Source organism: Bradyrhizobium sp. 613_E4_N2_2 (genome assembly GCF_052075995.1).
GTDB classification, from domain to species: domain Bacteria; phylum Pseudomonadota; class Alphaproteobacteria; order Rhizobiales; family Xanthobacteraceae; genus Bradyrhizobium; species Bradyrhizobium barranii.
This window is the reverse complement of sequence record NZ_CP197234.1, coordinates 4,683,098-4,704,361: the sequence shown is the minus strand read 5'-3', so window position 1 is coordinate 4,704,361 and position 21,264 is coordinate 4,683,098. Positions and strand designations below refer to the sequence as shown.

The following is a 21,264-nucleotide window of genomic DNA, read 5'->3' as shown; positions in this document are numbered from 1 at the left end:
ACCGCCAATGCATGCGCTTCGTAGTGTTGCTCGTACCCTCGGCGGCCAGGTCGCCAGCCGCGACTCCGTGTTGGTGCCCGGTCCCGGTCATTCTCGTCGCGACCGCAGCCTCAAGGTCAAGTTCAAGCCTGACGGCACATTTAGCGTCACCAGCTTTGCCGGCGACGACTGGGCGCAATGCAAGGACTACGTTCGCGCGAAACTCGGTCTGCCGAGTGACTGGCACCGCCAGCCTGACCGCGAGCCGGTTATCTACCTGCGGGAAGTCAGGGACGATGAGCCAGAACGAATCCGCGGTGCTTTGCAGCGCTGGGCGCACGCAGCCCCCATCACGGGCACCCTAGCCGAAAAATATCTGGCCAGCCGCGGTCTGACCTATAGCGGAGATGCCGTCCGCTTCCGGGAAAATGATCGGACGATGGTCGCGTTGATGACAGACATTGTCACCAACGAACCCTGCGGCGCTCACGTCACATATCTCGACGGTGAAGGCCGCAAGATCGCGCGCAAGATGTACGGCAAGGCCAAGGGCGCGGTGGTGCGGCTGTCTGATGACACCGACGTCGAGTATGGCCTCGGCATCGGCGAGGGCATCGAGACTGCGCTCGCCACCGGATTTGCGCCCATCTGGTCGTGCTTGAGCGCTGGCACCATGGCTGCATTCCCGGTGTTGGGCGGCATCGAGGCGTTGACCATTTTTGCGGACAGAGACCACGCCGGCATGTCGGCGGCAAACGCGTGCGGCCGGATCTGGCACGAAGCAGGAAAAGAAGTTGAGATCGTTGCGCCTTCCGAGATCGGTGCTGATTTCGCCGATGAATTGGAGGTTGCGTAATGTCACCGCTTAAATGGAAATCCGAGCCGAGCGGCGGGTTCAACGAAGCCGAGGTGCCGCCAAAGCCGAAGCATGCGAACGACAACAATGCTGGCGGCAATGCCCGCGCGAAGGTGGCGGAAGATGCCGAAACGGCGGAGAAGAAGCCGGTAGAGGCATCCCCGTTTGTTTGGCGCGACCCCAAAAAAATCCCGCCGCGGGAGTGGTTGTACGGTTACCACTACATCAGGGGTTACATCTCAGTGACCGTGTCCCCGGGGGGAGTTGGCAAGACGGCAAACAGTATCGTCGAGGCACTGTCGATGGCGTCCGGGCGCCCACTGCTTGGCGACCACGTACATGAGCGGTGCCGCACCTGGCTCTTTAATGAGGATCCCATAGACGAGATAGACCGCCGGATTATGGCTGCTTGTATTGAGCATAACATCCGACCGGAGGAGATCGACGGATATCTGTTCCGCGATAGCTTTCGCAAGCAGAGTCTTGTTACTGCCACGCAGGACAAGAATGGATTCTCGATTGCTACGCCATTGCTGAAGGAGCTTAAGGCCGAAATCAATCGCCGCGAGGTAGACGTCCTGATTATCGACCCGCTCGTCTCGACCCACCGTGTTTCCGAAAACGACAACATGGCCATCGACGCGGTGCTCAAGCAATTCTGGCAGCCCATCTTGGAGGAGACCAACTGCGCGATTGACTTGATCCACCACGCTAAGAAGCTTGGCGGAAACGAGGTGACGGCTGAGTCGGCCCGTGGCGCCGTGTCGCTCATCGGAGCGGCGCGGTCGGCGCGGGCGCTCAACGTCATGACGGATAAGGAGGCTGCCGCGTCCGGCGTCGATAACCGGCGGCTGTTCTTCCGCATCACTGACGCTAAGGCCAACATGTCCCCGCCGGCCGCAAAGTCGACGTGGCGGCAGTTGGTCAGCGTCGACTTGGAAAACGAAACCAATCATCGATCGTCAGACCACGTCGGCGTCGTCACCGAATGGAGCTGGCCCGACACCATGGCTGGCGTCACGACGGCGGACATTTTGGCGGTTCAGATCGAGGTGAATGCCGGCAGCTATAAGCAATCATCGCAGGCAGCAGACTGGGTTGGCCACGCGGTGGCGAAGGTGCTGAAGCTCGACCTCGAAGAACCGGGGGACAAGTTGCGGGCGAAGGCATGCATCAAGGCGTGGACGGCGAGCGGCATGCTGAAGGTGGAGCAGAAGGAGGACGGCAATCGCAAGAAGAGGCCGTTTATTGTGGTCGGAACGTGGGCAAATTCGACCGATGAGGAGGATTGATTTGCGCCACCTGCTCCACCTTTGCGCCACTTTGCGCCACCTTGGTGGAGCAAGGTGGCAAATCATTGAAATCATTGCATTTGCGCCACTGCGCCACTTGCTCCACCACCTCTATAGAGGTGGAGCAGGTGGAGGTGGCAGCAATGAAGGGCGGGGGGTGTCGACGAAGTGTCGGACCATCGGCCTTAACTTCCGGTCCCACAATCTAAGAGGTCCGGCCGCAGATATCGAAGAAATTTTGGGCAGTGAGACAATCTGGAAACTTGCGGCGCCGCGTCCGCAAGTTCAACGCCGGCTGTTAGAAGCGATCGGCCCAGGCCTAGAGGCGGCCACGCTCAGGCGTCATCTCCCCGCTGACGTGAGCCGCAGTGTGACCGGGGTGTCCTCTGTTTTGAAACCAATGGTTTCTTGGCTACCGGCCGCCCCGGAAAATTCGCGCATCCACAATTCAGAATATGGGGTATCTTAGGTTGTACTGCATATTAACGCGCGAGCTGCGCGCAAATGTGCCGAGATCAGCGCTCGGTATTCGAATAATAGTTCCTTCATGAGGCCGCTAGCAATCGATCCGATCGGCTCGGAGCGGTCTCCGATCGATCTCCGCGGAGGACATCGGCGCGTTGCTTGGCGGTGTCGCGAGGAGACGTTAGCGGCCGCTGGCGGCCCGATCCGCAGCCGCCTGAATCCGGATATTTTCGTAGAGACGGAGGACGCTCTCGTCGCCCATCAGAGCCGAGGGGAATGGGCCGCTGCGGATCGCGCCAACGTTCGTCCTCGAACTAATCTCGGAGCAGAACGTCGGGTTGCGGGTATCGAGCGGACTCGGGGGCTGGCTGCATGAGACACGTGGCCGCGGACGAGACTGCTGGCGACAGCGACGCAGATCCGCAAATTCCCCGAGGGACAAGGCGTAAGGCCGCCTCAGTTGGCGACGCCACCACGTCAGTGAATAGGTTTGCTCGGTGTGTTTGCGTCGCTGTTGTCGCTGGTCGAGAAGGTGATGCCTGAGCCCCGCCAATGTCGCGCACCGATATGCTCAAATTCGCAGCCAGCTATCCGGCGTTCGTCAAACTCGCACCAATCCGCCTTTGGTTGCGAGCTAATGAGCCACGCCTTACACGCCGTGTGACCGTGGACAAAGGCCAGAAGTCAGCTGCATGACCGAAGGCCAGATGGAACTCAACCGTCTTAGTATTGTTTTACCTCAACCCTCCAGCAGTCGGCGGGCTGGATAGGACTCGAATGGAAAAATCAGACCGCTTCGATGCTGCACAATCCAGCGAGGGGCGTTATCGGCTACTCGTTGAGGCGATCACCGACTACGCGATCTATATGCTGGATCGCGACGGGCATGTCACCAGCTGGAACCCGGGGGCGAAGCGCTTTAAGGGCTATGAGGCCGAGGAGATCATAGGGCACCACTTCTCGACATTCTATACGGAGACCGAGCGGGAGCAGAAAGTGCCTGCGTTGGCGCTGGAGGAGGCGGAGCGAACCGGACGCTTCGAGCGAGAGGGTTGGCGGGTGCGCAAGGACGGCACGCAGTTCTGGGCCCATGTCATCATTGACGCGATCCGCTCGCCTAAGGGCGAGCTTGTAGGTTTCGCCAAGATCACTCGGGATCTGACCGAGCGAAGGGCTGCCGAGGCCAAATTACGCGAAAGCGAGCAGCAGTTCCGGCTAATGGTCCAAAGTGTGACGGACTACGCCATCTACATGCTGGACGTGGAAGGCAACGTGGCGAGTTGGAACGCTGGAGCCCAGCGCATCAAGGGGTACGCTCCCGAAGAGATCATCGGTCGCCACTTCTCCAATTTCTATACGGAAGAGGATCGCGCCGCGGGCCTCCCGCGAACAGGCCTGCAGACCGCATCCCGTGACGGACGGTGGGAGCATGAAGGTCAAAGGGTACGAAAGGACGGCACTCGCTTTTGGGCGCATGTCGTGATCGACGCGATTCGAGACGACGACGGGAAGCTCGTAGGATTCGCCAAAGTGACCCGGGACATTACAGAACGGCGTGAGGCGGAAGCCGCGCTCCAGGCGGCGCAAGGAACGATGATCCGATCCCAGAAGCTGGAAGCGATCGGCCAACTTACTGGCGGCGTTGCCCACGACTTCAACAACTTGCTGCAGGTCATCAGCGGAAATCTGCAACTGCTTAGGAAAGATATCGCTGGTAATGCCCGGGCCGAGATGCGGGTCCAAAACGCCCTCGGAGGTGTGGCCCGAGGTTCTAAACTTGCCTCTCAACTGCTTGCCTTTGCACGGCGACAGCCGCTGGAGCCAAGGGTAGTGAACGCGGGCCGTCTCATCAAGAACATGGATGAGATGCTTCGTCGCGCCCTCGGTGGGGAGATCGAAGTCGAGACGGTCGTCGCAGGTGGGCTGTGGAATAGCCTCATCGACCCGGATCAACTGGAAAATGCGGTCCTGAATCTTGCGATCAACGCCCGCGACGCGATGAACGGCGAAGGCCGGCTGACGATTGAAGCAAGTAATGCCTTCCTCGACGACGAATATGTCCGCCAGCATGACGAGTTGTCTGCGGGACAATACGTGATGATCGCGGTGACCGATACAGGCACCGGAATTCCGCCGGATATCCTGGAACGGGTCTATGAGCCATTCTTCACAACCAAGGCGGAGGACAAGGGTACGGGCCTGGGCCTCGCCATGGTTTACGGCTTTCTCAAGCAGTCCGGCGGACACGTGAAAATCTACAGCGAGGTAGGGGCCGGGACCACGGTGAAGCTGTACTTCCCGCGAGAGATGGCATCCGAAGATACTCTGGTGGGGGCTCCGACCGGCGAGGTTCAAGGCGGAGAGGAAACTGTCCTCGTGGTTGAGGATGACGATGAGGTTCGCGAGGTCGCGGTCTCGATGCTTACCGAGCTCGGCTACCGCGTGGTCAAGGCGCGAGATGCAGCGAGCGCACTCGTCGTTGTCGACAGCGGCATTCCAATAGACCTTATCTTCACCGACGTCATGATGCCTGGCAGCCTGCGTAGCCCGGACTTCGCAAGAAAAGCCAAGGAGCGTTTGCCAAACGTCGCCGTACTTTTCACATCCGGCTATACTCAGAACGCCATCGTGCACGGCGGGCGGCTCGATCCCGGGGTGGAACTCCTGGCCAAACCTTACACGCGCGAGGCGCTCGCGCGGAAAATCAGACACTTGCTGGCTAATCAAGCTCAAAGGCGCGTCGCTCAGGGATCGCAACACTCGGCCGACGAAAAGTCTTTCAAGGACGCGACCGTGTTGCTCGTCGAAGACGACGACCTCATCCGCCTGACGACAACAGAGATGCTAAACGATCTTGGATGCAACGTAAAAGAGGCCAGCACGGCTCAAGAGGCCTTGAAGATCCTGGATGAGCACCCCGTGGACATCTTACTTACTGATGTCGGACTCCTAGGAGTTTCGGGTCTAGAGCTCGCAAGGAATGTCTATGCGCGCCGGCCCGATCTTTGCCTAGTTCTCGCGACAGGTGACAGCGGATTGAAATCTGAAGCCGCGCGATTGGGCGCAATACTCGTCGTGAAGCCTTACACTCCGAAGTCTCTTCGTCAGGGTTTGGAACAGGCGATGAACAAGCGTCGCTGAATAGATAGGTCTCACTGGGTGAAGCAACCCCATGCGCTTTCAACATTGACCGCTATACGATATTCAAAGTCCACGCTGATGCTGGCTGGGTAACGCCGAATGTGAGGTTAACGCTGCGCCGAATTACAGAAAGGCCGGCGCAACGTCCGATTTGGCACACAGCCGACCTTTTTGGGAAAGCCCGCGACGATTAGTTTTGACCCCAGGCGGACTACATCTCATCTGAAGACCAAGAACGTGGCACTGGTCAGCGCACTAACTGTGGCGTGAGATTTTGACGCAACTAGCGATGTAAGAATCACCAGTCCTTGAATGAAGGCTCAGCACATCCACCGCAAACCCAGAGAAATGTCCAATCGGCGGTGCGTCTCGCGCTCTCCGGAAGATATCGGCTCCACACGGATGCCTTGATCGGGCTGGCGCACTGCCAAACGACCTCGAAGGTACCCGTCGCCGCCGGCTTCGAGAGATGATGATTGGTATTCATCACATTCTGATGAACGCGTCGTTTCGACCGACTTGACAGACTGGAAGTATTCCGTGCCGCCAGGTGCCCGGCGAGTTTGCCGAGGTCGACACTGCGCAACTCATGTTCGCTGACGGAGAGGGCCATGAACTGGATCTGACGGGCATCTACCTGTTGCTTTATCAATACGGCGTACATATGAGCGTTGGAATCCCCAGCGACCGTCGATATCATTGCGGTCTTTGGTCCAGCTGTGCCTAAAGCCTACCTCGCGCATTGGCTTCCCTGCGGCCGTTAGCGAATTACGGACATCGCGGGCTATGATTATACGCCCTTCTGTAATGGGCCCGATGATGTCAAGCCTCCCGAGTGAATGTCACGCCGCCGAGCTCATGCTTCTGTCCGTGGTCAACGCCTGGCCGCCACATCATGCTGTCAGAGGGAGCGGTGAGCCTATCTAGATACGCGTGGTCCGTCAGAAGACGGCCACTGGGCGTGTAACGGCTTCACCGGATCCACCGTCCCGGCGACGGGACTTCGGGCACCAGGCTCAGTTCAGCCCGGTTGCATTCCAACTCTTCTCCTCGTGTTCTATGCTGCGATCGGGGCCGCGTCGGTCCATCGGTAAGTTGTGCCGTCGACCCAGATTCGATGCAGGATCACTGCGAGCTTGCGTGCCAAGGCGACTTTTGCGCGCTTCGAGCCTCGCCGCTTGGCGACGTCCATCCCCCAGCGCTTAAGTTTTGAGAATCGCGTGATGCGCGATAGCAGAACGTTGGCGGCCTCATACAACACCGTACGCACTATCTCGTCGCCGGCCAGCGTGATCCCGCCCGTGACGTCCTTTTCTCCCGATTGGTATTTCTTTGGCGTGAGCCCGAACAGCGCGCCTGCCGCCTTCGATTTTACAATGCGATGAGGATCATCAATCGCCGATTTGTAGGTAATCGCCACTAGGGGACCAACACCTGGCACTGTCATTAGCCGCCGACAGACCGTATTGTCACGCACCGTTGCCAGCACAGCTTTGTGTAGCCTTCCGTACTCTGCCTTCAAGGCCGATCGTGCCGAAAGCATCGCTATGGCAATGCGTTCCAATGTCGCCTGACCCGCAACCAACTCTCGGATCCGCGCTTCGAAATTCTTCCGCGTCACCGGGCCAACCTTCAGCCCAAAGCCACGCAAAATCCCGCGGATACTTAATTCCACATCGATAAGTCGCCCAAGAAGCTGCTTGCGCGCGACCAGTAGCGCTCGGATCTCTTGAGCCCCTATCGACTTTGCGTGCACCGCGCGGAACCATCCCATCCGGATCAACTGGGCAATTCCGCGTGCATCCTTGCGATCCGTCTTCACTGTCATCGCCGACAATGCTGCCTTCACATGCCGTGTTTCCAGCAGAACCGTCTCGAATCCTGCTCTTTGCAGCCCCGCATGCAGCCATTGCGACAGTGGCCCAGCCTCCAGTCCGATCCGACTCACTGCAAAGCCAAGCGTCTCGAAAAATTCGACTAAGGCGTCGGGTTCGCTTGCGACCTTCGCCTCCTTCAGGATCTTACCCTGGGAATCCACAACGCATACGCTCGACAGTTCCAACGACACGTCAATTCCGGCATAATTCTCCACGGCTGTCCTCCGTCTCCAGATGCTTGGGGCCGACTCAAGTCGTGACCCGTTTCATCATCTATCGGGGGACAGCCACCATCATGCCCCCTTACACGGAGCAGGGCCCATTACGGCATCTAGCGCCACTCCGGCCCAAGTTCCTAAATCTTACGTTTGACTGGTCGACACGCCGATTGCTAACGAGCGGCTCTTTTCTCCGGGTCATCCCGGCGCTGCGCCATCTCTGTGTTTCGGTCGAGCTGCGCACGCTCGCTGCGGCGCAACCTTCCCGTCTTCATAACGCCATACAGAATTGTGCCACCCAAGATGAAGGCGCCAATAAACACCATCCAGAGCGCCGTCACGGAGGTATCGCCGAGTAGCATTCCGACGCCACTGTTTCCCATTTTCGCTCTCGCTGTTTGTCTCAAGAACCAAACCCGCATCGGAGCGGAGGTTCCTGTGGAGCTCGCAGCAAGCCTTCCGACTCGAAATCCCATCTCTTTTTGCAGCCCCCAAAGGTACGTTGGCGATCGGCAAGCCGTTTTCGGTCGACCAGTTGAGGGCTAAATTGCGGATCGCGGCTCCTTTAGCGACCAAGCCAGCTTGTACGGTCTCGCGCTTAGGCACAATTCATGAGGCCCGATGTTAGAAACGAATGGAGGACCACCCGGCCGAACAAACTGAGGGCGATGTGCTGGACAAACTCCGGCGCCATATCCGCATTTTGGTCGATATCGGTCGTCTTTCGGTTGAAGAGGCCGGAACAGAACGCTTCTTGGACCAAGCGGTGCTGCAAATTGCCCGAGCCGTGGAAATCGACCATGTTAAGGTGCTTCAATATCGTCCAGACACGTCCGATCTTCTGTTGATTGCGGGAGTCGGCTGGAAGGATGGTGCCGTCCGCACCGCCACGCTGTCGGCCGACCTCCGCTCGCCGCCTGGCCGCGCTTTCCAAACGGCCGAGCCTGTCAGCATCAGAGATTTCGCCGAGCAGAACGAATTTGTTTGTTCCGAGTTCTTGGCGGAGCACAGCATTGTGGCTGTCAGCAACGTCCCGATCCTCATCGGCGGCGCCGCATGGGGCGTGCTGGAGGTGGACAGTACAAAGCCGAGAGACTTCTCCCAGGATACGACCGAGTTTCTGACCGCCGCCGCCGCGCTGATAGGTGCTGTGCTGCGTCGCGGTGCGCAACCGGACGAACATGCAAGCCTTATGGCTGCGGTCGCGGAAGCTAAAAAGGGGCAGATCTTGCTTCGAGAGATGCAACATCGGGTCAAGAACAATTTTCAACTCGTCCTGTCCTCGATTTCCATCCAGAAGCGCCGCTATCTTGATCCAGAATCACACCGCGCTCTGGACCACGTGGCCAGCCGCATCAACGCCATCTCGCTCGCACATGATCAGCTTGCCCCTCGCCAAGAGGGGCAGATCGTTAGACTTTCCCATTACATCCGGGCTCTTTGCAGCGCGATCCGCAATCAGGTGGATGAGGTTGAAGTCGACGTCGAATGCGACGAGCTCGAATTGGCGATCGACCGGGCCCTCCCGGTTGGCCTCATTTTGAATGAGACTGCGATGAACAGCATCAAGCATGCGTTCGGTGCAGAGGGAGGCAGGATCAGCGTAAGTTTAGTGGGAGGCGTCGGCTACGGCGAGGCCCGATTGACAGTGACCGACAACGGTCGCGGCATTCAACATCCTAACGAAAACGGGTCGGGCCTTAAGCTGATTACCTCTCTGGCGAGACAAATTGGCGGTACCGTCGACCAGACCAGCAGCGACGCGGGTACAACAACAACGCTTACATTCCCTTTGATATCGTAAAGTGGGACCTGCTGAGGCAGGCACGGGATAGGCAGCGCCTCGGCTAGTCGGCCGAGGGTACACCTGCGGACCACAAGCCCACATCGTCGCTGAGGTGGGGTAGTCGGGTTGTGACCCGTCAGCGAAGTAGCGTCGCACCTCGTTGAGGTCCGCTCAGTGAGGCACGGCGGACTAGATTTGCTCAGGTTGAGTTCTTCGCATCTTGAACCGAAGCGGACCACAGTGCCGACGCGGGTGAAGCGGTAAAAGCAAGGCCCGGCCTGAAATCACAGGCCCCGTGCCTGCGTGTTTTCGCTGGGCAATGGACGTCTGTTACAACACCTCAGCACGAACCTGGGCGACGCCACGGTTGGTAAACCCCAAGCTACGCGCGGCGGCGAGCGAGAGGTCGATGACGCGACTGCGAATCCATGGTCCGCGATCAGTGATACGAACGACCACCGATTTGCTGCTCTTAGGGTCAGTAACGCGAACATGCGTGCCGAGCGGCAGATTGCGATGAGCTGCAGTTAGCGAATCCCGATCGAACGTTGTGCCGCTCGCTGCAGCTTTCATCGACGACGCCGCAATCGCGAGGTCGAAAAGCCCTGTGACGTCTGAAAAACCTTAAGTTTGCCAGGCATTCAGGTCCAATAATCCGCCATGCAGCTTGGTTCCCGATCTTGGAAGGTCAGTTCCGAAATTGGAACGTCCGGGTCTAGAGTTCGTTTAGCCGGGATAGGAGAAGCGCCATGATCCTCGAAAGCTTCGATCGCCGCACACTTGCAAGCATGGAAGCCGTTCTCGAACAGCTCTGCCAAGGCAGGCCGGACGGCGTCAATCATGAACTGAGATCTTTCATCGCGGACAGCCTTGTCCAGTGCGCAAGGAAGGGGCAGACAACGCTCGGCGCCTTGACCGAAGCAGGAGAAGCCGCGCTGGCACGCTGGGCAATCTCGGACAGGAAACAGGCTTGAGCCAAGCTAGCGGATCGCGCGGTCCTCAGCCTGGGACGCGGCGGCTTCCTTACCGGCGCGAGGTAGCCAGCGCCATACGCCCAGCACGTTGATCAAGAGAAGCGCAGCGTTCTGGATGATGAGCGAGCTCTTCGGCTCAATTATCCCGTCGGCGATCCAGGCGATCGATGAGGCAATAAAGAGAGCGAACCCGCAGACGGTAATGCGCGCATTCCAGTTCGCCGCCACCATGGCGGCGGCGATAATCGTTATGGCGGCTGCCACCGTCCTCAATACTTCAAGGCTCATGCTTTGCTGCTCAAAAAGAGGGCCGCCTTCCGGGGCGGCCCTCTTACGTTTCATGTTGCTAACGGGTTAAGCGGCTTTCCGGTTCACGCTGCGCAGCGCCATCGTATTGAGCTTCTCGTCCGTCGCCTTCTCCTCATCGAGGTTCTGCTGCAGGACTGAGGCGCAGTCATCGCGGCCAAGCATCTTGGCCCATGCAATCAGGGTGCCGTACCTCGTGATTTCATAGTGCTCGACGGCCTGGGCCGCCGCGATCAGCGCCGCATCCAGCACCTGCTTGTCATCGATATCGCCCGCGACCTCGCTGGCTTCCTTGAGGATGCCATCGATCGCAGGGCAATCCACGCCCTTCGCCTGGGCGCCGTGCATTTCGAAAACCTTCTCAAGCCGGGTGATCTGGCCCTTGGTTTCGGAGAGATGCGTCTGAAAGCCGTTCTTGAGGCTGGGATCGCTCGCTTTCTCGATCATGTCCGGAAGGTTCTTCGCGATCTGCTGCTCGGCGTAATAGATATCTTGCAGCGTATGCACGAAGAGGTCGTTCAGCGTCTTTATGTCCTTGGTAAAAAAGCCCATGACGTCCTCCTGTTTTTCTGCTCTGCAAACAGCCGGTAAGGGAGAGCGTTCCTAATCTTACAGCGGGATGATTTCCTGGGCGCGAATGACGATCTCTTCCTGCGAAAGCTCGCGTTCCAGCCGCTCTGGCAGGGTGCGCCAGAACTCGGGAGCGAGCTTTGCCACGAGACTTCGATGACCGCGATATTGTCCCGCTCGGTCTCGTGGCCGCTGCGCCATAGGCCCTGGCCGGGCACCCGGACAAAGCTGGTGGCGCCGCCGAATTTGCCGGTCATTTCTTCCAGGAATTCCTCGAACCAGCTTTGCGAAACCGGCTCTCCGTCTCCTCGCTCTTTCGGCAGGAGAACCTGCACGAGGTAGGCTTTACTCATGATACGAGCTTGCCCTGGCGCTGCCCGGCCAGCTGCCGAGAAGCGTTTCGGTCGTGACGCACTCCACCTGCTGCCCGAAGCGGTTCAAGTAGATATTCATCATGGAGTCGTGCGTTTCGTCAGCCGAGCTGCACAGGGCGTCGGTGACAAGAATGACGCGGTAACCCCAGTCGACGGCGCCGAGCACGGTCGCCAGCACGCAGACATCGGTCTCGCCGCCGGTGATGATGATCGTATCGACATGAGCCGCGCGAAGCTGCTCGTGGAAATCGCTCCCTGTCCAGGGCGAGTAAACGTGCTTGTCGAAGATGCGTGCGGGCGGAACGAACTGCGCGAGATCCTGGACCAGACCGATCATCTCCGGGCCAAGCTCGTCGATGGTCATCGAACTCCAGCGCTCGTAGTAGTGGCGCCACATTCCCGCACCATGGCCGGGACTCTGCGCCGGAATGAAGCGGGTGAAGATGGTCCGCTCGGGATGGGCTGAGGTGATCGCGACGACGTTCGGCAGAACCCGCGGGAGCCACGGCATCGTCCAATCCGTGCCTTGCGCGAACATCCTCTGCATATCGACGCAGATATGAACTGCGTTCCGCGGTGCGCCGTGGCGCAGCTGATTTCCCTTAGACATTGACCATCCCTTAAAAAGCAAGCTCCAACCCAGGTTGAGAGAACTTGGTTCCTCCGGCTTGCGACTACGCTACAACGCGGGAAGCCGTTTTTGATGTCCATCGGGCAGCATGACCCGCGCATGATCGCCGGCGGCTACCTGTCCGCCAGCCCGCACGACGCCCAGGACGCCGCATTTGAATGCTGGACCAGTTTTTGCCGACGACACGACTTGCTTTTTCTGCCCGGTCCTGAAGCGGTCGATTAGCACGCAGGGCGTCCGCAGGCCGGTCAGCTCAACGATAGCCGTAGGTCCGAGTTCGATGCGCGTCCCGAGCGGCAAGTTTTCCAGGTCCAGGCCCACCGTGGTGATGTTTTCGCCGAGTTGTCCGGGTCCTATGTCGTAACCTGCTTCCCGGACGGTCGCAAAGAGCTCGCTGGGGATGAGGTGCACTTGACGTAAGTTGGGCAGGCGAGGGTGGCGGCGAGCAAGATATCTGTGCCGTACAAACTCGCCGGCGTGGGCGTCGCCTTCGATCCCCACGCCATCTACGAGCAGAATGTGGTCTCGCAGCGGCTTGCTGAAACGGTGCCCGCGATCGGCAGCGACTGCGGCGACTATGCCTTCGACGGAAGCACGCGATACGACCTTACTCAAGATCGCGCCGCTCCCACGGTGTCCGCCATCTTGGCGCCTCTGACGCCGAGCGGCTTGGGTCGACCGGTGGTGGTGTCGCGGGCGGTCTGGTGCTCCATCTCGGCGTTAAGTTCTGCTCCGAGCAGGATCACGATGGCCGAAATCCAGAGCCAGGTCATGAAGCCGATGACCGCGCCCAAGGATCCGTAAGTCTGGTTGAAGCTGCCGAAACTCGCGGCGTAGAAGGAGAAAAGCCCGGACGCGGCGAGCCAGAGCAGCGTGGCGGCCGCACTGCCCCAAGTGATCCAGGTCCATCGCGGGGCCTTCCGGCTGGGTCCGAACCGGTAGATGCAGGAGATGGCGAGCGCGAGCGCCACGAAGAGTACCGGCCAGCGGCCGATCCGGATCAGGAGATCGGTGGCGTTCGATAGACCGACGTACTGCAGCACGACCGGAACGACGACGACCCCGCCGAGGGCAGCGAGGACGAAGACGATCGCACCAATCGTGAATCCTAGCGACATCGCGTTCAGCCTGAAGAAGCCGCGCTTTTCCTGCTCGCCGTAAACGATGTTCAAGGTGTCGAACAGCGACTTCATGGCGGCATTCGCGCTCCAGAGCGAGATCACCAGGCCGATCGCGAACGTGAATCCGAGGGTCCGCTCGCCTTTTGTCGCAACGCGCGTCAGTTGCTCACGCGCCACGTCGATGGCCCCGCCGGGTATGAAGCCGGCGACGTCGTCGAGGTGTTTGGCGATAACGTTGGGGTCGGCAAAAAGGCCGTAGATGGCGACGAGCGCCGCGATCGCGGGGAAGATCGCGAGCAGGCTGTAGTAGGTCATACCAGCGGCGAGGGCGAGGATGCGGTGGTCGCCGATGTTGCCGTAGACGCGCCAGAGGATGTCCTTCCACCCCCTGGCCGGGATCTCGGCCGGAGAGGTGGCTTGGCGTCCGTGGTCTCCGTTCTCGGTCGCAAGGCGCGAAGGCGAGGTGTCCCGCTCTGCCCCGCGATGTTCGGGGAGCGCGTCATCGCCCTCAGGCGGGCTGGCTTGGTCGGGTGGGATCATACGGTCCCACAGGAACGCGACGGCCATGAGGCCGAGCGCCGCTGCGAGACTCAAGCTGGTTCCATCCGTGCGTGCAGCTGTCTTTTCGATTTCGGCCATGAACGTTCTCCCGCACTTCCAATCATGGCCGGGAAAGAGCGTTCCTGTCCGGTGTCCGCGAGCGCCGCCTAGCTCAGGTTATTCGCGCGGCGGGAGGCCGAAGCTCTCCCTGGCCGTATAGGTCACCGCTTCGATCTTGTTACCGTCCGGATCACGCACGAACGCGCCGTAATAATTTGCGTTGTATTTCTCGCGGATGTCCGGGGCGCCTTCGTCGGTACCCCCTTGAGCCATCGCGGTCTGATGAAAGCGCCGCACGGTCTCCCGGTCGGGGGCCTGAAAGGCGACATGGACGCCGTTGCCCGGCGCCGCCGGGCGGTCGTCGACTGGAGCTACGATGCTGAACACGATGTCGGATGCACCGTAATCCAGTGACGTGGCGGAGATCTTGATCAGCCGTAAGCCGACCAGCGACATCAGCGGATCGTAAAACGCTCTTGCTCGCTGGATGTCGTTACTCCCAAGGGATACATGATGGATCATTGAGCCGGCCCTTTTTGAGTAGTTGTCAATCGCGAGCGTGTGGCGCGGGTAAGCTTCGGCTGCGATAGTCGTTGGAAGGTCAGCTCTCCGCGGGAAGAAGGGGCATGGTGAACGTAAATCGGGTCTCGTCCGTCGTCGAACTCACGGTTAGCGCGCCGCCATGGGCCTTGGCGATCTGTGAGGCGATGTAGAGGCCAAGCCCAAGGCCCTGACGGCTCGCATGGTTGCCCCGAAAAAAGGGCTCGAACAGCTTCTCCATCGCCGCCGCCTCGGGGATGGGCTGGCCGACATTGGATACCCATAGTTCGAAGGACTCGCCTCGCGTCTCTCCGTGAACGAACACCGGTTTGCTCGAAGCTCCGTGTGTCAGTGCGTTTCCGACAAGGTTCGAGAGCAGCTGTCCCAGGCGCGAACGGTCGCAATTCACCGGGCGGTCGATTTTGAAATCGGCATGGATGACGCGGCCGGGCGAGGCCAGTCTCAGTTCGTCAACGACCCCTACGAGCACCGGCTCAAGCGGTTTCCCCTGGTCGCGATTCAGACCGATGCCGCCGCCCAGCCGGCCGCGGGCGAGATCGAGCACATCGTCGATCAGCCCCGCCATCCGCATGACCGTGGTCTGCATCATCGCGATGACCTGATGTTCTTTCTCGGTCTGGGCCGTTCTGTCGAGAATGCGGGCGCCGGCGCTGATGGATGCGAGCGGGTTGCGCAGATCGTGGCCGAGCACCGCGATGAACTGCTCGCGCAGCTCATGTGCTTCGTGCTCACGCTGCAGCCTCTCCTCTGCAATTTGGCCTGCGGCCTTCGCAAGTTCGCGCGTTCCGAGGAGCTCCTGTTCGTAGCGGCGGCGGTCGGTCGCTCTGATGAGCGCCAGGCTGATGGAGAGGGGTTTGTCTTGCGCGTCTCGCCGTTCCTTCGCGTTGGCGATCATCTGCAGCGGTTGCCCGTTGGCCTTGATCACGTCGATAGCAAACTCCTCGAACGAGCCTTGCATCCGCAGAAGCGGCGCGATGTGCGTCTCTTAGTAGATGCGCCCTGCCATCGTGGGGAAGTCGCTGAAGCGCTTTCCGACCATCTCGTCGGCGGTGTGGCCGCTCCAGCCACGGAAGGTCCCATTCACGTATTCAATCCGCCCGCCGGGCTTAGTGTCAACGTGGACTTCCGCGCACTGCGTTTCACCGAGCCTCCAATCCCTTTGACAACAACGGGTTGCGCCGCCGGTTCCATTTTTAAATTAGAACCAAGGACCCGCTTGGGAGTTGTGGAATCCCGAATCCAAACCGAGCGGACAGATGGCCTTTGTCAACGTGAAACCGACAGATGCCGACGTGCGGTTCGCGCGGGCGGTAGCGCGGCATACCAACCATCTTACGGAGACGGTCTCCCGCGGATTGACCTGGGGCGCCGACGAAAAGATCCTGCTGGCCTTGGCCGCGGCGGGTTGGGTGGTTACGCGCACGCGAAGGGAGTCGGTGCGTCGCGCCGGCGACCATGCCCTGCTTGTGGCGGCAACCGCGTCGGTTCTGCCGCATCTAATGAAGTCCGTCTTCGACCAAACCCATCCGGACCGGAAGACCGTGCTGGGGCACCTCAACGGAGTTTCATTCTCCGGCAAACGCAAGGATGCCTTTCCGTCCGGGCACGCGCTGCATATGGGCGCGCTCGCCTCCGCTGCCGGCCCGTTGCCTGCGGGGCTGCGCCGCGCGATCCGCGCGCTGGCGGTCGGCCTCTGCGTCACGCGCATCGTCGTGCTGGCGCACTGGGCGAGTGACGTCGTCGCGGGCTTCGCGCTCGGTGCGGTTCTCGAGCGAATGCTTCGCCCGTTGACCGGCTATCCGGCCAAGGAGCCGAGATGAGCGAGTACGTCATCCGTTTCCTGATCGGAGGCGCCGTCGTGTCGGCGTTCTCCATGCTGGGCGACGTGCTGAAGCCCAAGAGCTTCGCCGGTCTGTTCGGGGCGGCGCCATCCGTGGCGCTGGCGACCCTCGGCATAGCGATCTACCAGCACGGGGCCGGCTACGCCGGCTCGCAAAGTAAGGCCATGATGGCCGGCGCGGCCGCGCTCATGGTCTACAGCGTCTTCGTCTGCCAGCTTCTGATACGCACTCGGATGCGGGCCTTGCCTGCGTCCCTACTGTCGATCGTCGTCTGGTTGACCGCGGCCTTCGGTCTCTGGGCGCTTTCGGGAGGACATGCGTGACGATCCCGATCAAGGTCTCGCTCTCGTCGCTGCACGAAGGCCGCTGGTACGAATACCTTGTCCGATTCGCGCTGGGCGGTGCTGCGACCGTGTTCACGGGCCTCGTCAGCAGCCGCTGCGGAGCTTCGGTCGGCGGGCTTTTCCTCGCGCTGCCGGCGATCTTCTGCGCGAGCGCGACCCTGATCGAGTCGCACGAAATCCGGCGCAAGAAGGAGGCGGGGCTCGAAGGAAGGCGACGAGGGCAAGAGGCCGCAGCGCTGGACGCCGCCGGTGCCGCACTGGGCGCGTTCGGCATGCTGGCGTTCGCCGCTGTGTTCTGGGTCCTTGTCGAATGGAGCGTTGCGGGCACTTTTATCGGCGCATCGCTGTCATGGCTGGCTGTCGCTGTGGCGGCCTGGTTCGTGCGGCGCCGATTCCGCCTCGTGCGCTCGGCTCGACGGAAAAGCGGCTCCGCGATGTCGCGGAGCCGCTGAGTGTGACAGAGGATTTCCGGTTACGCGGCGTCAGAGGCCTTGGCATTCACGCCCTTGCGGAGCGCCACCGTGTTGAGCTTGGTGTTCGCCGCTTTCTCCTCGTTGAGGTTCGTGGTCAGGAAGCGCACGATCTCGTCGTGGCCAAGTTCTTCGGCCCAGGCGATCAGCGTGCCGTAGCGGCACATTTCGTAGTGCTCGACGGCTTGGGCGTTGGCGACGATGGCGGCGTCCAACACGGCCTTGTCCTCGATCTCGCCGGCGGTCTCGTCGGCTTCCTTGATGATGCCGTCGATGGCGGGGCACTTGGTGCCGCTCGGCTCCTTGCCGAGCTTCGCAAAGGCCTTCTCGAGCCGTTGGACCTGCTTGTTGGTCTCCTCGAGATGGCTCTTCAAACCGGTGACCAGATCCCGGCTGGTCGCCTTGTCGATCATCTTCGGCAGCGCTTTCAGGATCTGCTGCTCGGCGTAGTAGATGTCCTGCAGACCGTGGATCAGCAGGTCGTCCATCGTTTTGATGTCCTTAGTGAAGAAGCCCATAATTCGATCTCTCCTCTCGCAATGATGGCAATGGAACGCGCTGCGGTCTTCGGCGGTTCCCGTCTGCGACAAAGGACGGAGAGAACGATGGACAGGACCGAGACCTTCGCGGCGCTGCTAGGGCGGGCGGCCATGGACGTGTGGGGCGACATGCCGCGTGAAATCCAGGAAGCGCTTTTCGAGACGGCGATGAAGGGTCGCGAGCTGGATCGCGAGGAGTTCGCCCGGATGCTTCACGACAGGCAGAATCCGAGCCTCATCTTGGTGAGGCCTGCAAGCTAGAAGGGCTCCAGGTGAGAGACGTTCGAGGACGAAGCTCTCTTCCGCCTAATGATCCGCCGGGGCCCGTCTCATTGGGCGCAATTCAACGCAGCCGCCAAAATAAACAGGAACAGTCTCGGGCAAGGCGGGGTTGGCGCCGATAGACGAGGAAGTGTTCTGGACGAGCGGAAGGAGCAGCAAATGGACAACGAAGGAAAATCATCAAAAGCGGGGGAACTGGCCGCTGAAGGCTTGCGCGAGGCAACCGCCAAGGAGGAAGCGAAAAACGAGAGCGAGACGGGGCACGATCTAGCCAAGGGGGCTGATCGCTTCGAAGAACGCTCCAAAAGCTCCGATGGAAAAAGCGCAGAAGAAAAACAAAAAGGGTAAATGCAAATAGCAGACCCGGCGCAACGTTTCCTAGTGGGGCCTCAAGGTGAGCGTCGTTGTTTTGCGGCGTCGAAGACTAGCCGCCGGAGATGCTGTGACTACCTGCAGAGCGGGGCGGGAACAGTCGCCCCCTCTCTCGTTGAAGGCAATGGCGGAAAGAACTCTTTACGAAAGCTCGAACGGCGACATCTGGCGGCTAGTCCGTCAACCGCACACCGGAGTCCCTGTGGTCGCACATCGGCCGAATGCTGCCTCCGGCGGGCGGGCGTCCCTCATCGAGATCGGACAATTCCGACGCGCCGGCAGCAGCGGACCTGAACATCAGGCTTTGCTGGCGTTGATAGGCACCTTGGTACAGGACTGACGCCTGTGGCTGGAGGGCCGCCATGTTCTTTTTCTTCTCCAACCGGCTAGGCTGCCTCGGCTCGCTTCTGATCTCGGCCCTCGTCACGGTCGCGCTTCTCTTCATGTTCGGAATGCTCAGGTTCTGAGAACTGCCCTCTTGATCGGAGGCGCGAGGATGCCTGTGGGCTGAAGTCAGCCTTGTGGCTTGCTCTGTCAGGCCTCTCCCGGTCCGCTGAAGATCGAGGTCGGTGGGCTCGTGCGGGGGACCGGCAGGGGGCGCTCGGCGAGCCGCGGGCCCCCGCCCGCGCGGCCGCCCTTGACATCGTAGCTCTCGGCGAGCTTCAGCAGGCGTCGCCTGGTGAAGGGGTCGGCCCTGTCTGCGAGGTCGCGCACGCGCTGGGCCAAATCACTGTAGGATACCTGCTCCATCGAGCACCTCCGGCTACCATTTGCGAGCATTTCAGGACGGGCGCGAGGTCGCCGTCAAGACGAGATCACAGGTTTCATACCTTTTGCTGTTTCCGCTTGAGGCGGGCGGCTGCGCGGGCCTCAGCTCGTCCGTGGCAGGGACACCATGACGATACGGCATCCGATCCGGAGGCGTGCCCGGAGTGGGGGCGGCCACTAAAGCTCGTGCCTGGTGAAGAGGGCAGAAGCCGGTCAGCCTGGCGGATCAGCGCCTCGCCCTTGGCGCGGGCCTCGGCCGCCTGTGTCGCCAAAATGGTGGTCATGGCCCGGGCGTGGCCGAGCTCCTTCTGCAGCGCCTTGCGGTCGCCTCCGGACAACGGCGTGGGATGGTGCTTCGGAGCCATCGGCCCGCGGCCTACGGCACGTCGTAGGACGGCCAACAGCCGTCTTCCTCATGGCGGCCGGTCCGCTGCGTGCAGGTGTTGTCCAGCAGGCGCTGGCCGACGTCTTTCCAGACGGCGTCCGGTCCATACAGGCGGGCGGCATCGGCCTTCTGGATCTCGACGAGCCGGGCGCAGCGGCGGCAACCGACTCTCAGAACGTGCTGGCTGATTTGGCTGAGCCGTAGCGTTGCTCCAGAGGGGGCCGATCGGGTCTCGGCGCGAGGGTCCTCCAGGAGGGCTTGCCAGTAATCCGGAGGCAGGTCGGCGTCCGGAGCCAATCCAGGCTTCGTAGGTACGCTTCTGCCGACGGCAGCGGCCATCTTGTCCATCTGCGTTGAGTTCGGCATGCGCCAGCTCGCGGGTCGGTCCGTCATCGCTCCATAGAACACAACAAGAACAAAAGAGTCGATAGAGGGCGAAAAAGATTCTCGCTGATCGTGGGCCATCGCGTCGGAACCGGCCGCCGCCGTTCGTCTTGAATCCGCGGTCCCCAACCGGAGTTCTGCGTACATGGCCCCCCGCGCCAACTGGAAAGGCTTTCTGCGTCTGTCCCTCGTGACCTGTCCGGTGGCGCTGTATCCGGCCACGTCCGAGAGCGAGAAGATCTCTTTCAACCAGCTCAACCGGACGACCGGCCACCGCATCAAGTACCTGAAGGTCGATGCGGACACCGGCGACGAGGTGCCCAACGAGGACATCGTCAAGGGATACGAGGTCGAGAAGGGGCAGTTCATCGAGGTGACAAAGGAGGAGCTCGAGGAAGTCGCGCTCGAGTCGACTCGGACCATCGAGATCGACGAGTTCGTCGACCGCAGCGACATCGATCCGCGCTACCTGATCCGGCCCTATTACCTGCGCCCGGACGGCAAGGTCGGGCACGACGCCTTCGCCGTGATCCGAGAGACCATCCGCGAGATGGACAAGGTCGCGATCGGGCGGCTGGTGCTGACGAGCCGCGAGCACATCGTCGCGCTCGAGCCGCGCGACAAGGGGTTGATCGGGACGCTGCTGCGGTACCCCTACGAGGTTCGGGATCCGGCGGAATACTTCGATGAGATCCAGGATGTGAAGGTCACGAAAGATATGCTGGATCTCGCCAAGCACATCGTCAACCAGAAGGCGGGCCGCTTCGATCCGGACAAGTTTGAAGACCACTACGAGACCGCCCTGGTCGACCTCATCAACCAGAAGAGGGCAGGCAAGGTCATCCGCCCGAAGGAGCGGCCGAAGGGCGAGAACGTCGTCGATCTAATGGACGCGCTGCGCAGGAGCGTCGGCGGCGCAGCGGCCGAGGCGGGGACACAGAAGAAGCCCGCCAAGAAGACGAAGAAAGCTTCCGCTGGCCAGAAGGAAATGCTGATGCCGATCGCCGGCAAGAAGCCGAAGGAAGCCGCAGCGAAGAAGCCGGCGGCCGGGGCGCGGCGGAAGTCGGCGTAAGCCGTTGCCGTGCTCACGCTCGCTAGGTCGCGACGAGCGTCCGAGGGCCGGTTGCT

At 60.8% G+C, this 21,264-nt stretch carries 25 protein-coding genes; 11 read left to right on the top strand and 14 right to left on the bottom strand.

Annotated features, from left to right (window positions below):
* The first annotated feature begins 7 nt into the window (after window positions 1-7).
* The 3 genes from AB7290_RS22660 (at window position 8) to AB7290_RS22650 (ending at window position 5,733) form a co-directional block, all read left to right on the top strand.
* A complete protein-coding gene (locus AB7290_RS22660; protein ID WP_441253911.1) occupies window positions 8-835 on the top strand; it encodes a DUF7146 domain-containing protein in 828 nt (275 codons plus the stop codon).
* The gene (locus tag AB7290_RS22655) at window positions 835-2,127 is read left to right on the top strand and encodes an AAA family ATPase (RefSeq protein ID WP_441253909.1); all 1,293 of its coding nucleotides are present in this window, start codon (window positions 835-837) and stop codon (window positions 2,125-2,127) included. Before AB7290_RS22660 ends, AB7290_RS22655 begins: the two co-directional genes overlap by 1 nt.
* Before the next feature lie 1,242 nt (window positions 2,128-3,369).
* Window positions 3,370-5,733 carry a PAS domain S-box protein gene (locus AB7290_RS22650; protein ID WP_441253907.1) on the top strand — a complete coding sequence of 788 codons (2,364 nt, stop codon included), beginning with the start codon at window positions 3,370-3,372 and terminating at the stop codon, window positions 5,731-5,733.
* 298 nt (window positions 5,734-6,031) lie between these two features.
* Here the strand turns inward: AB7290_RS22650 and AB7290_RS22645 are convergent, their stop codons facing one another.
* The 3 genes from AB7290_RS22645 to AB7290_RS22635 all read right to left on the bottom strand — a co-directional run bounded on the left by AB7290_RS22645 (window position 6,032) and on the right by AB7290_RS22635 (window position 8,211).
* Complete coding sequence (locus AB7290_RS22645) at window positions 6,032-6,433, bottom strand: transporter substrate-binding protein (protein WP_441253905.1); 402 nt, start codon at window positions 6,431-6,433, stop codon at window positions 6,032-6,034.
* A gap of 357 nt (window positions 6,434-6,790) precedes the next feature.
* On the bottom strand, window positions 6,791-7,825 hold the full coding sequence (locus AB7290_RS22640; RefSeq protein ID WP_441253904.1) for an IS110 family transposase: 1,035 nt from the start codon (window positions 7,823-7,825) through the stop codon (window positions 6,791-6,793).
* 176 nt (window positions 7,826-8,001) lie between these two features.
* On the bottom strand, window positions 8,002-8,211 hold the full coding sequence (locus AB7290_RS22635; RefSeq protein ID WP_441253902.1) for a hypothetical protein: 210 nt from the start codon (window positions 8,209-8,211) through the stop codon (window positions 8,002-8,004).
* Between the two features lie 251 nt (window positions 8,212-8,462).
* Here AB7290_RS22635 and AB7290_RS22630 point away from each other — a divergent pair, with 251 nt between their 5' ends.
* The gene (locus AB7290_RS22630; RefSeq protein ID WP_166341767.1) at window positions 8,463-9,632 is read left to right on the top strand and encodes a sensor histidine kinase; all 1,170 of its coding nucleotides are present in this window, start codon (window positions 8,463-8,465) and stop codon (window positions 9,630-9,632) included.
* 312 nt (window positions 9,633-9,944) lie between these two features.
* On the opposite strand, the gene AB7290_RS22625 is transcribed toward AB7290_RS22630, so the two are convergent.
* A complete protein-coding gene (locus AB7290_RS22625; RefSeq protein ID WP_084795104.1) occupies window positions 9,945-10,187 on the bottom strand; it encodes a septal ring lytic transglycosylase RlpA family protein in 243 nt (80 codons plus the stop codon).
* A gap of 176 nt (window positions 10,188-10,363) precedes the next feature.
* Between AB7290_RS22625 and AB7290_RS22620 the strand changes: the two genes are divergently transcribed.
* Complete coding sequence (locus AB7290_RS22620; RefSeq protein WP_063982871.1) at window positions 10,364-10,588, top strand: hypothetical protein; 225 nt, start codon at window positions 10,364-10,366, stop codon at window positions 10,586-10,588.
* A gap of 6 nt (window positions 10,589-10,594) precedes the next feature.
* On the opposite strand, the gene AB7290_RS22615 is transcribed toward AB7290_RS22620, so the two are convergent.
* The 7 genes from AB7290_RS22615 to AB7290_RS22585 form a co-directional block, all read right to left on the bottom strand.
* Window positions 10,595-10,930: a hypothetical protein gene (locus tag AB7290_RS22615; protein ID WP_071911101.1), complete on the bottom strand. Its 336-nt coding sequence runs from the start codon at window positions 10,928-10,930 to the stop codon at window positions 10,595-10,597.
* A 12-nt stretch (window positions 10,931-10,942) separates the two neighbouring features.
* Window positions 10,943-11,446, bottom strand: a complete 504-nt coding sequence (locus AB7290_RS22610; RefSeq protein WP_038936050.1) for a YciE/YciF ferroxidase family protein — start codon at window positions 11,444-11,446, stop codon at window positions 10,943-10,945.
* Between the two features lie 363 nt (window positions 11,447-11,809).
* A complete protein-coding gene (locus AB7290_RS22605; RefSeq protein ID WP_071911104.1) occupies window positions 11,810-12,448 on the bottom strand; it encodes an isochorismatase family cysteine hydrolase in 639 nt (212 codons plus the stop codon).
* Window positions 12,449-12,517: 69 nt separating this feature from the next.
* Window positions 12,518-13,084 (bottom strand): MOSC domain-containing protein, encoded by a 567-nt coding sequence (locus AB7290_RS22600; protein ID WP_441253898.1) that lies wholly within the window; start codon window positions 13,082-13,084, stop codon window positions 12,518-12,520.
* Window positions 13,081-14,229 (bottom strand): YihY/virulence factor BrkB family protein, encoded by a 1,149-nt coding sequence (locus tag AB7290_RS22595; protein ID WP_304494832.1) that lies wholly within the window; start codon window positions 14,227-14,229, stop codon window positions 13,081-13,083. Before AB7290_RS22595 ends, AB7290_RS22600 begins: the two co-directional genes overlap by 4 nt.
* 78 nt (window positions 14,230-14,307) lie before the next feature.
* Window positions 14,308-14,712 carry a VOC family protein gene (locus tag AB7290_RS22590; protein ID WP_441253896.1) on the bottom strand — a complete coding sequence of 135 codons (405 nt, stop codon included), beginning with the start codon at window positions 14,710-14,712 and terminating at the stop codon, window positions 14,308-14,310.
* Between the two features lie 79 nt (window positions 14,713-14,791).
* Window positions 14,792-15,709 carry a sensor histidine kinase gene (locus tag AB7290_RS22585; RefSeq protein WP_441253894.1) on the bottom strand — a complete coding sequence of 306 codons (918 nt, stop codon included), beginning with the start codon at window positions 15,707-15,709 and terminating at the stop codon, window positions 14,792-14,794.
* A 298-nt stretch (window positions 15,710-16,007) separates the two neighbouring features.
* Between AB7290_RS22585 and AB7290_RS22580 the strand changes: the two genes are divergently transcribed.
* The 3 genes from AB7290_RS22580 to AB7290_RS22570 are packed head-to-tail and all read left to right on the top strand — an operon-like array spanning window position 16,008 to window position 17,388.
* A complete protein-coding gene (locus tag AB7290_RS22580; RefSeq protein WP_304489690.1) occupies window positions 16,008-16,571 on the top strand; it encodes a phosphatase PAP2 family protein in 564 nt (187 codons plus the stop codon).
* Window positions 16,568-16,915 (top strand): DUF3147 family protein, encoded by a 348-nt coding sequence (locus tag AB7290_RS22575; protein WP_071911114.1) that lies wholly within the window; start codon window positions 16,568-16,570, stop codon window positions 16,913-16,915. The genes AB7290_RS22580 and AB7290_RS22575 overlap by 4 nt, the downstream gene beginning before the upstream one ends.
* A gap of 2 nt (window positions 16,916-16,917) precedes the next feature.
* Window positions 16,918-17,388, top strand: coding sequence for a hypothetical protein (locus AB7290_RS22570; RefSeq protein WP_038937345.1), 471 nt, complete (start codon window positions 16,918-16,920; stop codon window positions 17,386-17,388).
* Window positions 17,389-17,408: 20 nt separating this feature from the next.
* On the opposite strand, the gene AB7290_RS22565 is transcribed toward AB7290_RS22570, so the two are convergent.
* A complete protein-coding gene (locus AB7290_RS22565) occupies window positions 17,409-17,924 on the bottom strand; it encodes a YciE/YciF ferroxidase family protein (RefSeq protein ID WP_038937344.1) in 516 nt (171 codons plus the stop codon).
* Window positions 17,925-18,011: 87 nt separating this feature from the next.
* On the opposite strand from AB7290_RS22565, the gene AB7290_RS22560 reads away from it, so the two are divergent.
* Both AB7290_RS22560 and AB7290_RS22555 read left to right on the top strand, forming a co-directional pair.
* Window positions 18,012-18,206 (top strand): hypothetical protein, encoded by a 195-nt coding sequence (locus tag AB7290_RS22560; protein WP_038937343.1) that lies wholly within the window; start codon window positions 18,012-18,014, stop codon window positions 18,204-18,206.
* Window positions 18,207-18,386: 180 nt separating this feature from the next.
* Entirely contained in the window at window positions 18,387-18,575 is a 189-nt protein-coding gene (locus tag AB7290_RS22555; RefSeq protein ID WP_038937342.1) for a hypothetical protein, read from the top strand.
* A gap of 558 nt (window positions 18,576-19,133) precedes the next feature.
* On the opposite strand, the gene AB7290_RS22550 is transcribed toward AB7290_RS22555, so the two are convergent.
* Both AB7290_RS22550 and AB7290_RS22545 read right to left on the bottom strand, forming a co-directional pair.
* Window positions 19,134-19,349, bottom strand: coding sequence for a hypothetical protein (locus tag AB7290_RS22550; protein ID WP_304489691.1), 216 nt, complete (start codon window positions 19,347-19,349; stop codon window positions 19,134-19,136).
* Window positions 19,350-19,743: 394 nt separating this feature from the next.
* Window positions 19,744-20,145 carry a hypothetical protein gene (locus AB7290_RS22545; RefSeq protein WP_441254544.1) on the bottom strand — a complete coding sequence of 134 codons (402 nt, stop codon included), beginning with the start codon at window positions 20,143-20,145 and terminating at the stop codon, window positions 19,744-19,746.
* 136 nt (window positions 20,146-20,281) lie between these two features.
* On the opposite strand from AB7290_RS22545, the gene ku reads away from it, so the two are divergent.
* The gene (gene ku / locus AB7290_RS22540; protein ID WP_441253891.1) at window positions 20,282-21,208 is read left to right on the top strand and encodes a non-homologous end joining protein Ku; all 927 of its coding nucleotides are present in this window, start codon (window positions 20,282-20,284) and stop codon (window positions 21,206-21,208) included.
* Window positions 21,209-21,264: the final 56 nt, after the last annotated feature.

Coding starts and splice junctions, on each gene's coding strand:
- AB7290_RS22660 (WP_441253911.1), top strand. CDS start 8: ATGCATGCGCTTCGTAGTGTTGCTCGTACCCTCGGCGGCCAGGTCGCC.
- AB7290_RS22655 (WP_441253909.1), top strand. CDS start 835: ATGTCACCGCTTAAATGGAAATCCGAGCCGAGCGGCGGGTTCAACGAA.
- AB7290_RS22650 (WP_441253907.1), top strand. CDS start 3,370: ATGGAAAAATCAGACCGCTTCGATGCTGCACAATCCAGCGAGGGGCGT.
- AB7290_RS22645 (WP_441253905.1), bottom strand. CDS start 6,433: ATGATATCGACGGTCGCTGGGGATTCCAACGCTCATATGTACGCCGTA.
- AB7290_RS22635 (WP_441253902.1), bottom strand. CDS start 8,211: ATGGGAAACAGTGGCGTCGGAATGCTACTCGGCGATACCTCCGTGACG.
- AB7290_RS22630 (WP_166341767.1), top strand. CDS start 8,463: ATGGAGGACCACCCGGCCGAACAAACTGAGGGCGATGTGCTGGACAAA.
- AB7290_RS22625 (WP_084795104.1), bottom strand. CDS start 10,187: ATGAAAGCTGCAGCGAGCGGCACAACGTTCGATCGGGATTCGCTAACT.
- AB7290_RS22620 (WP_063982871.1), top strand. CDS start 10,364: ATGATCCTCGAAAGCTTCGATCGCCGCACACTTGCAAGCATGGAAGCC.
- AB7290_RS22615 (WP_071911101.1), bottom strand. CDS start 10,930: ATGAAACGTAAGAGGGCCGCCCCGGAAGGCGGCCCTCTTTTTGAGCAG.
- AB7290_RS22610 (WP_038936050.1), bottom strand. CDS start 11,446: ATGGGCTTTTTTACCAAGGACATAAAGACGCTGAACGACCTCTTCGTG.
- AB7290_RS22605 (WP_071911104.1), bottom strand. CDS start 12,448: ATGTCTAAGGGAAATCAGCTGCGCCACGGCGCACCGCGGAACGCAGTT.
- AB7290_RS22595 (WP_304494832.1), bottom strand. CDS start 14,229: ATGGCCGAAATCGAAAAGACAGCTGCACGCACGGATGGAACCAGCTTG.
- AB7290_RS22590 (WP_441253896.1), bottom strand. CDS start 14,712: ATGATCCATCATGTATCCCTTGGGAGTAACGACATCCAGCGAGCAAGA.
- AB7290_RS22585 (WP_441253894.1), bottom strand. CDS start 15,709: ATGCAAGGCTCGTTCGAGGAGTTTGCTATCGACGTGATCAAGGCCAAC.
- AB7290_RS22580 (WP_304489690.1), top strand. CDS start 16,008: ATGGCCTTTGTCAACGTGAAACCGACAGATGCCGACGTGCGGTTCGCG.
- AB7290_RS22575 (WP_071911114.1), top strand. CDS start 16,568: ATGAGCGAGTACGTCATCCGTTTCCTGATCGGAGGCGCCGTCGTGTCG.
- AB7290_RS22565 (WP_038937344.1), bottom strand. CDS start 17,924: ATGGGCTTCTTCACTAAGGACATCAAAACGATGGACGACCTGCTGATC.
- AB7290_RS22560 (WP_038937343.1), top strand. CDS start 18,012: ATGGACAGGACCGAGACCTTCGCGGCGCTGCTAGGGCGGGCGGCCATG.
- AB7290_RS22555 (WP_038937342.1), top strand. CDS start 18,387: ATGGACAACGAAGGAAAATCATCAAAAGCGGGGGAACTGGCCGCTGAA.
- AB7290_RS22550 (WP_304489691.1), bottom strand. CDS start 19,349: ATGGAGCAGGTATCCTACAGTGATTTGGCCCAGCGCGTGCGCGACCTC.
- AB7290_RS22545 (WP_441254544.1), bottom strand. CDS start 20,145: ATGACGGACCGACCCGCGAGCTGGCGCATGCCGAACTCAACGCAGATG.
- ku (WP_441253891.1), top strand. CDS start 20,282: ATGGCCCCCCGCGCCAACTGGAAAGGCTTTCTGCGTCTGTCCCTCGTG.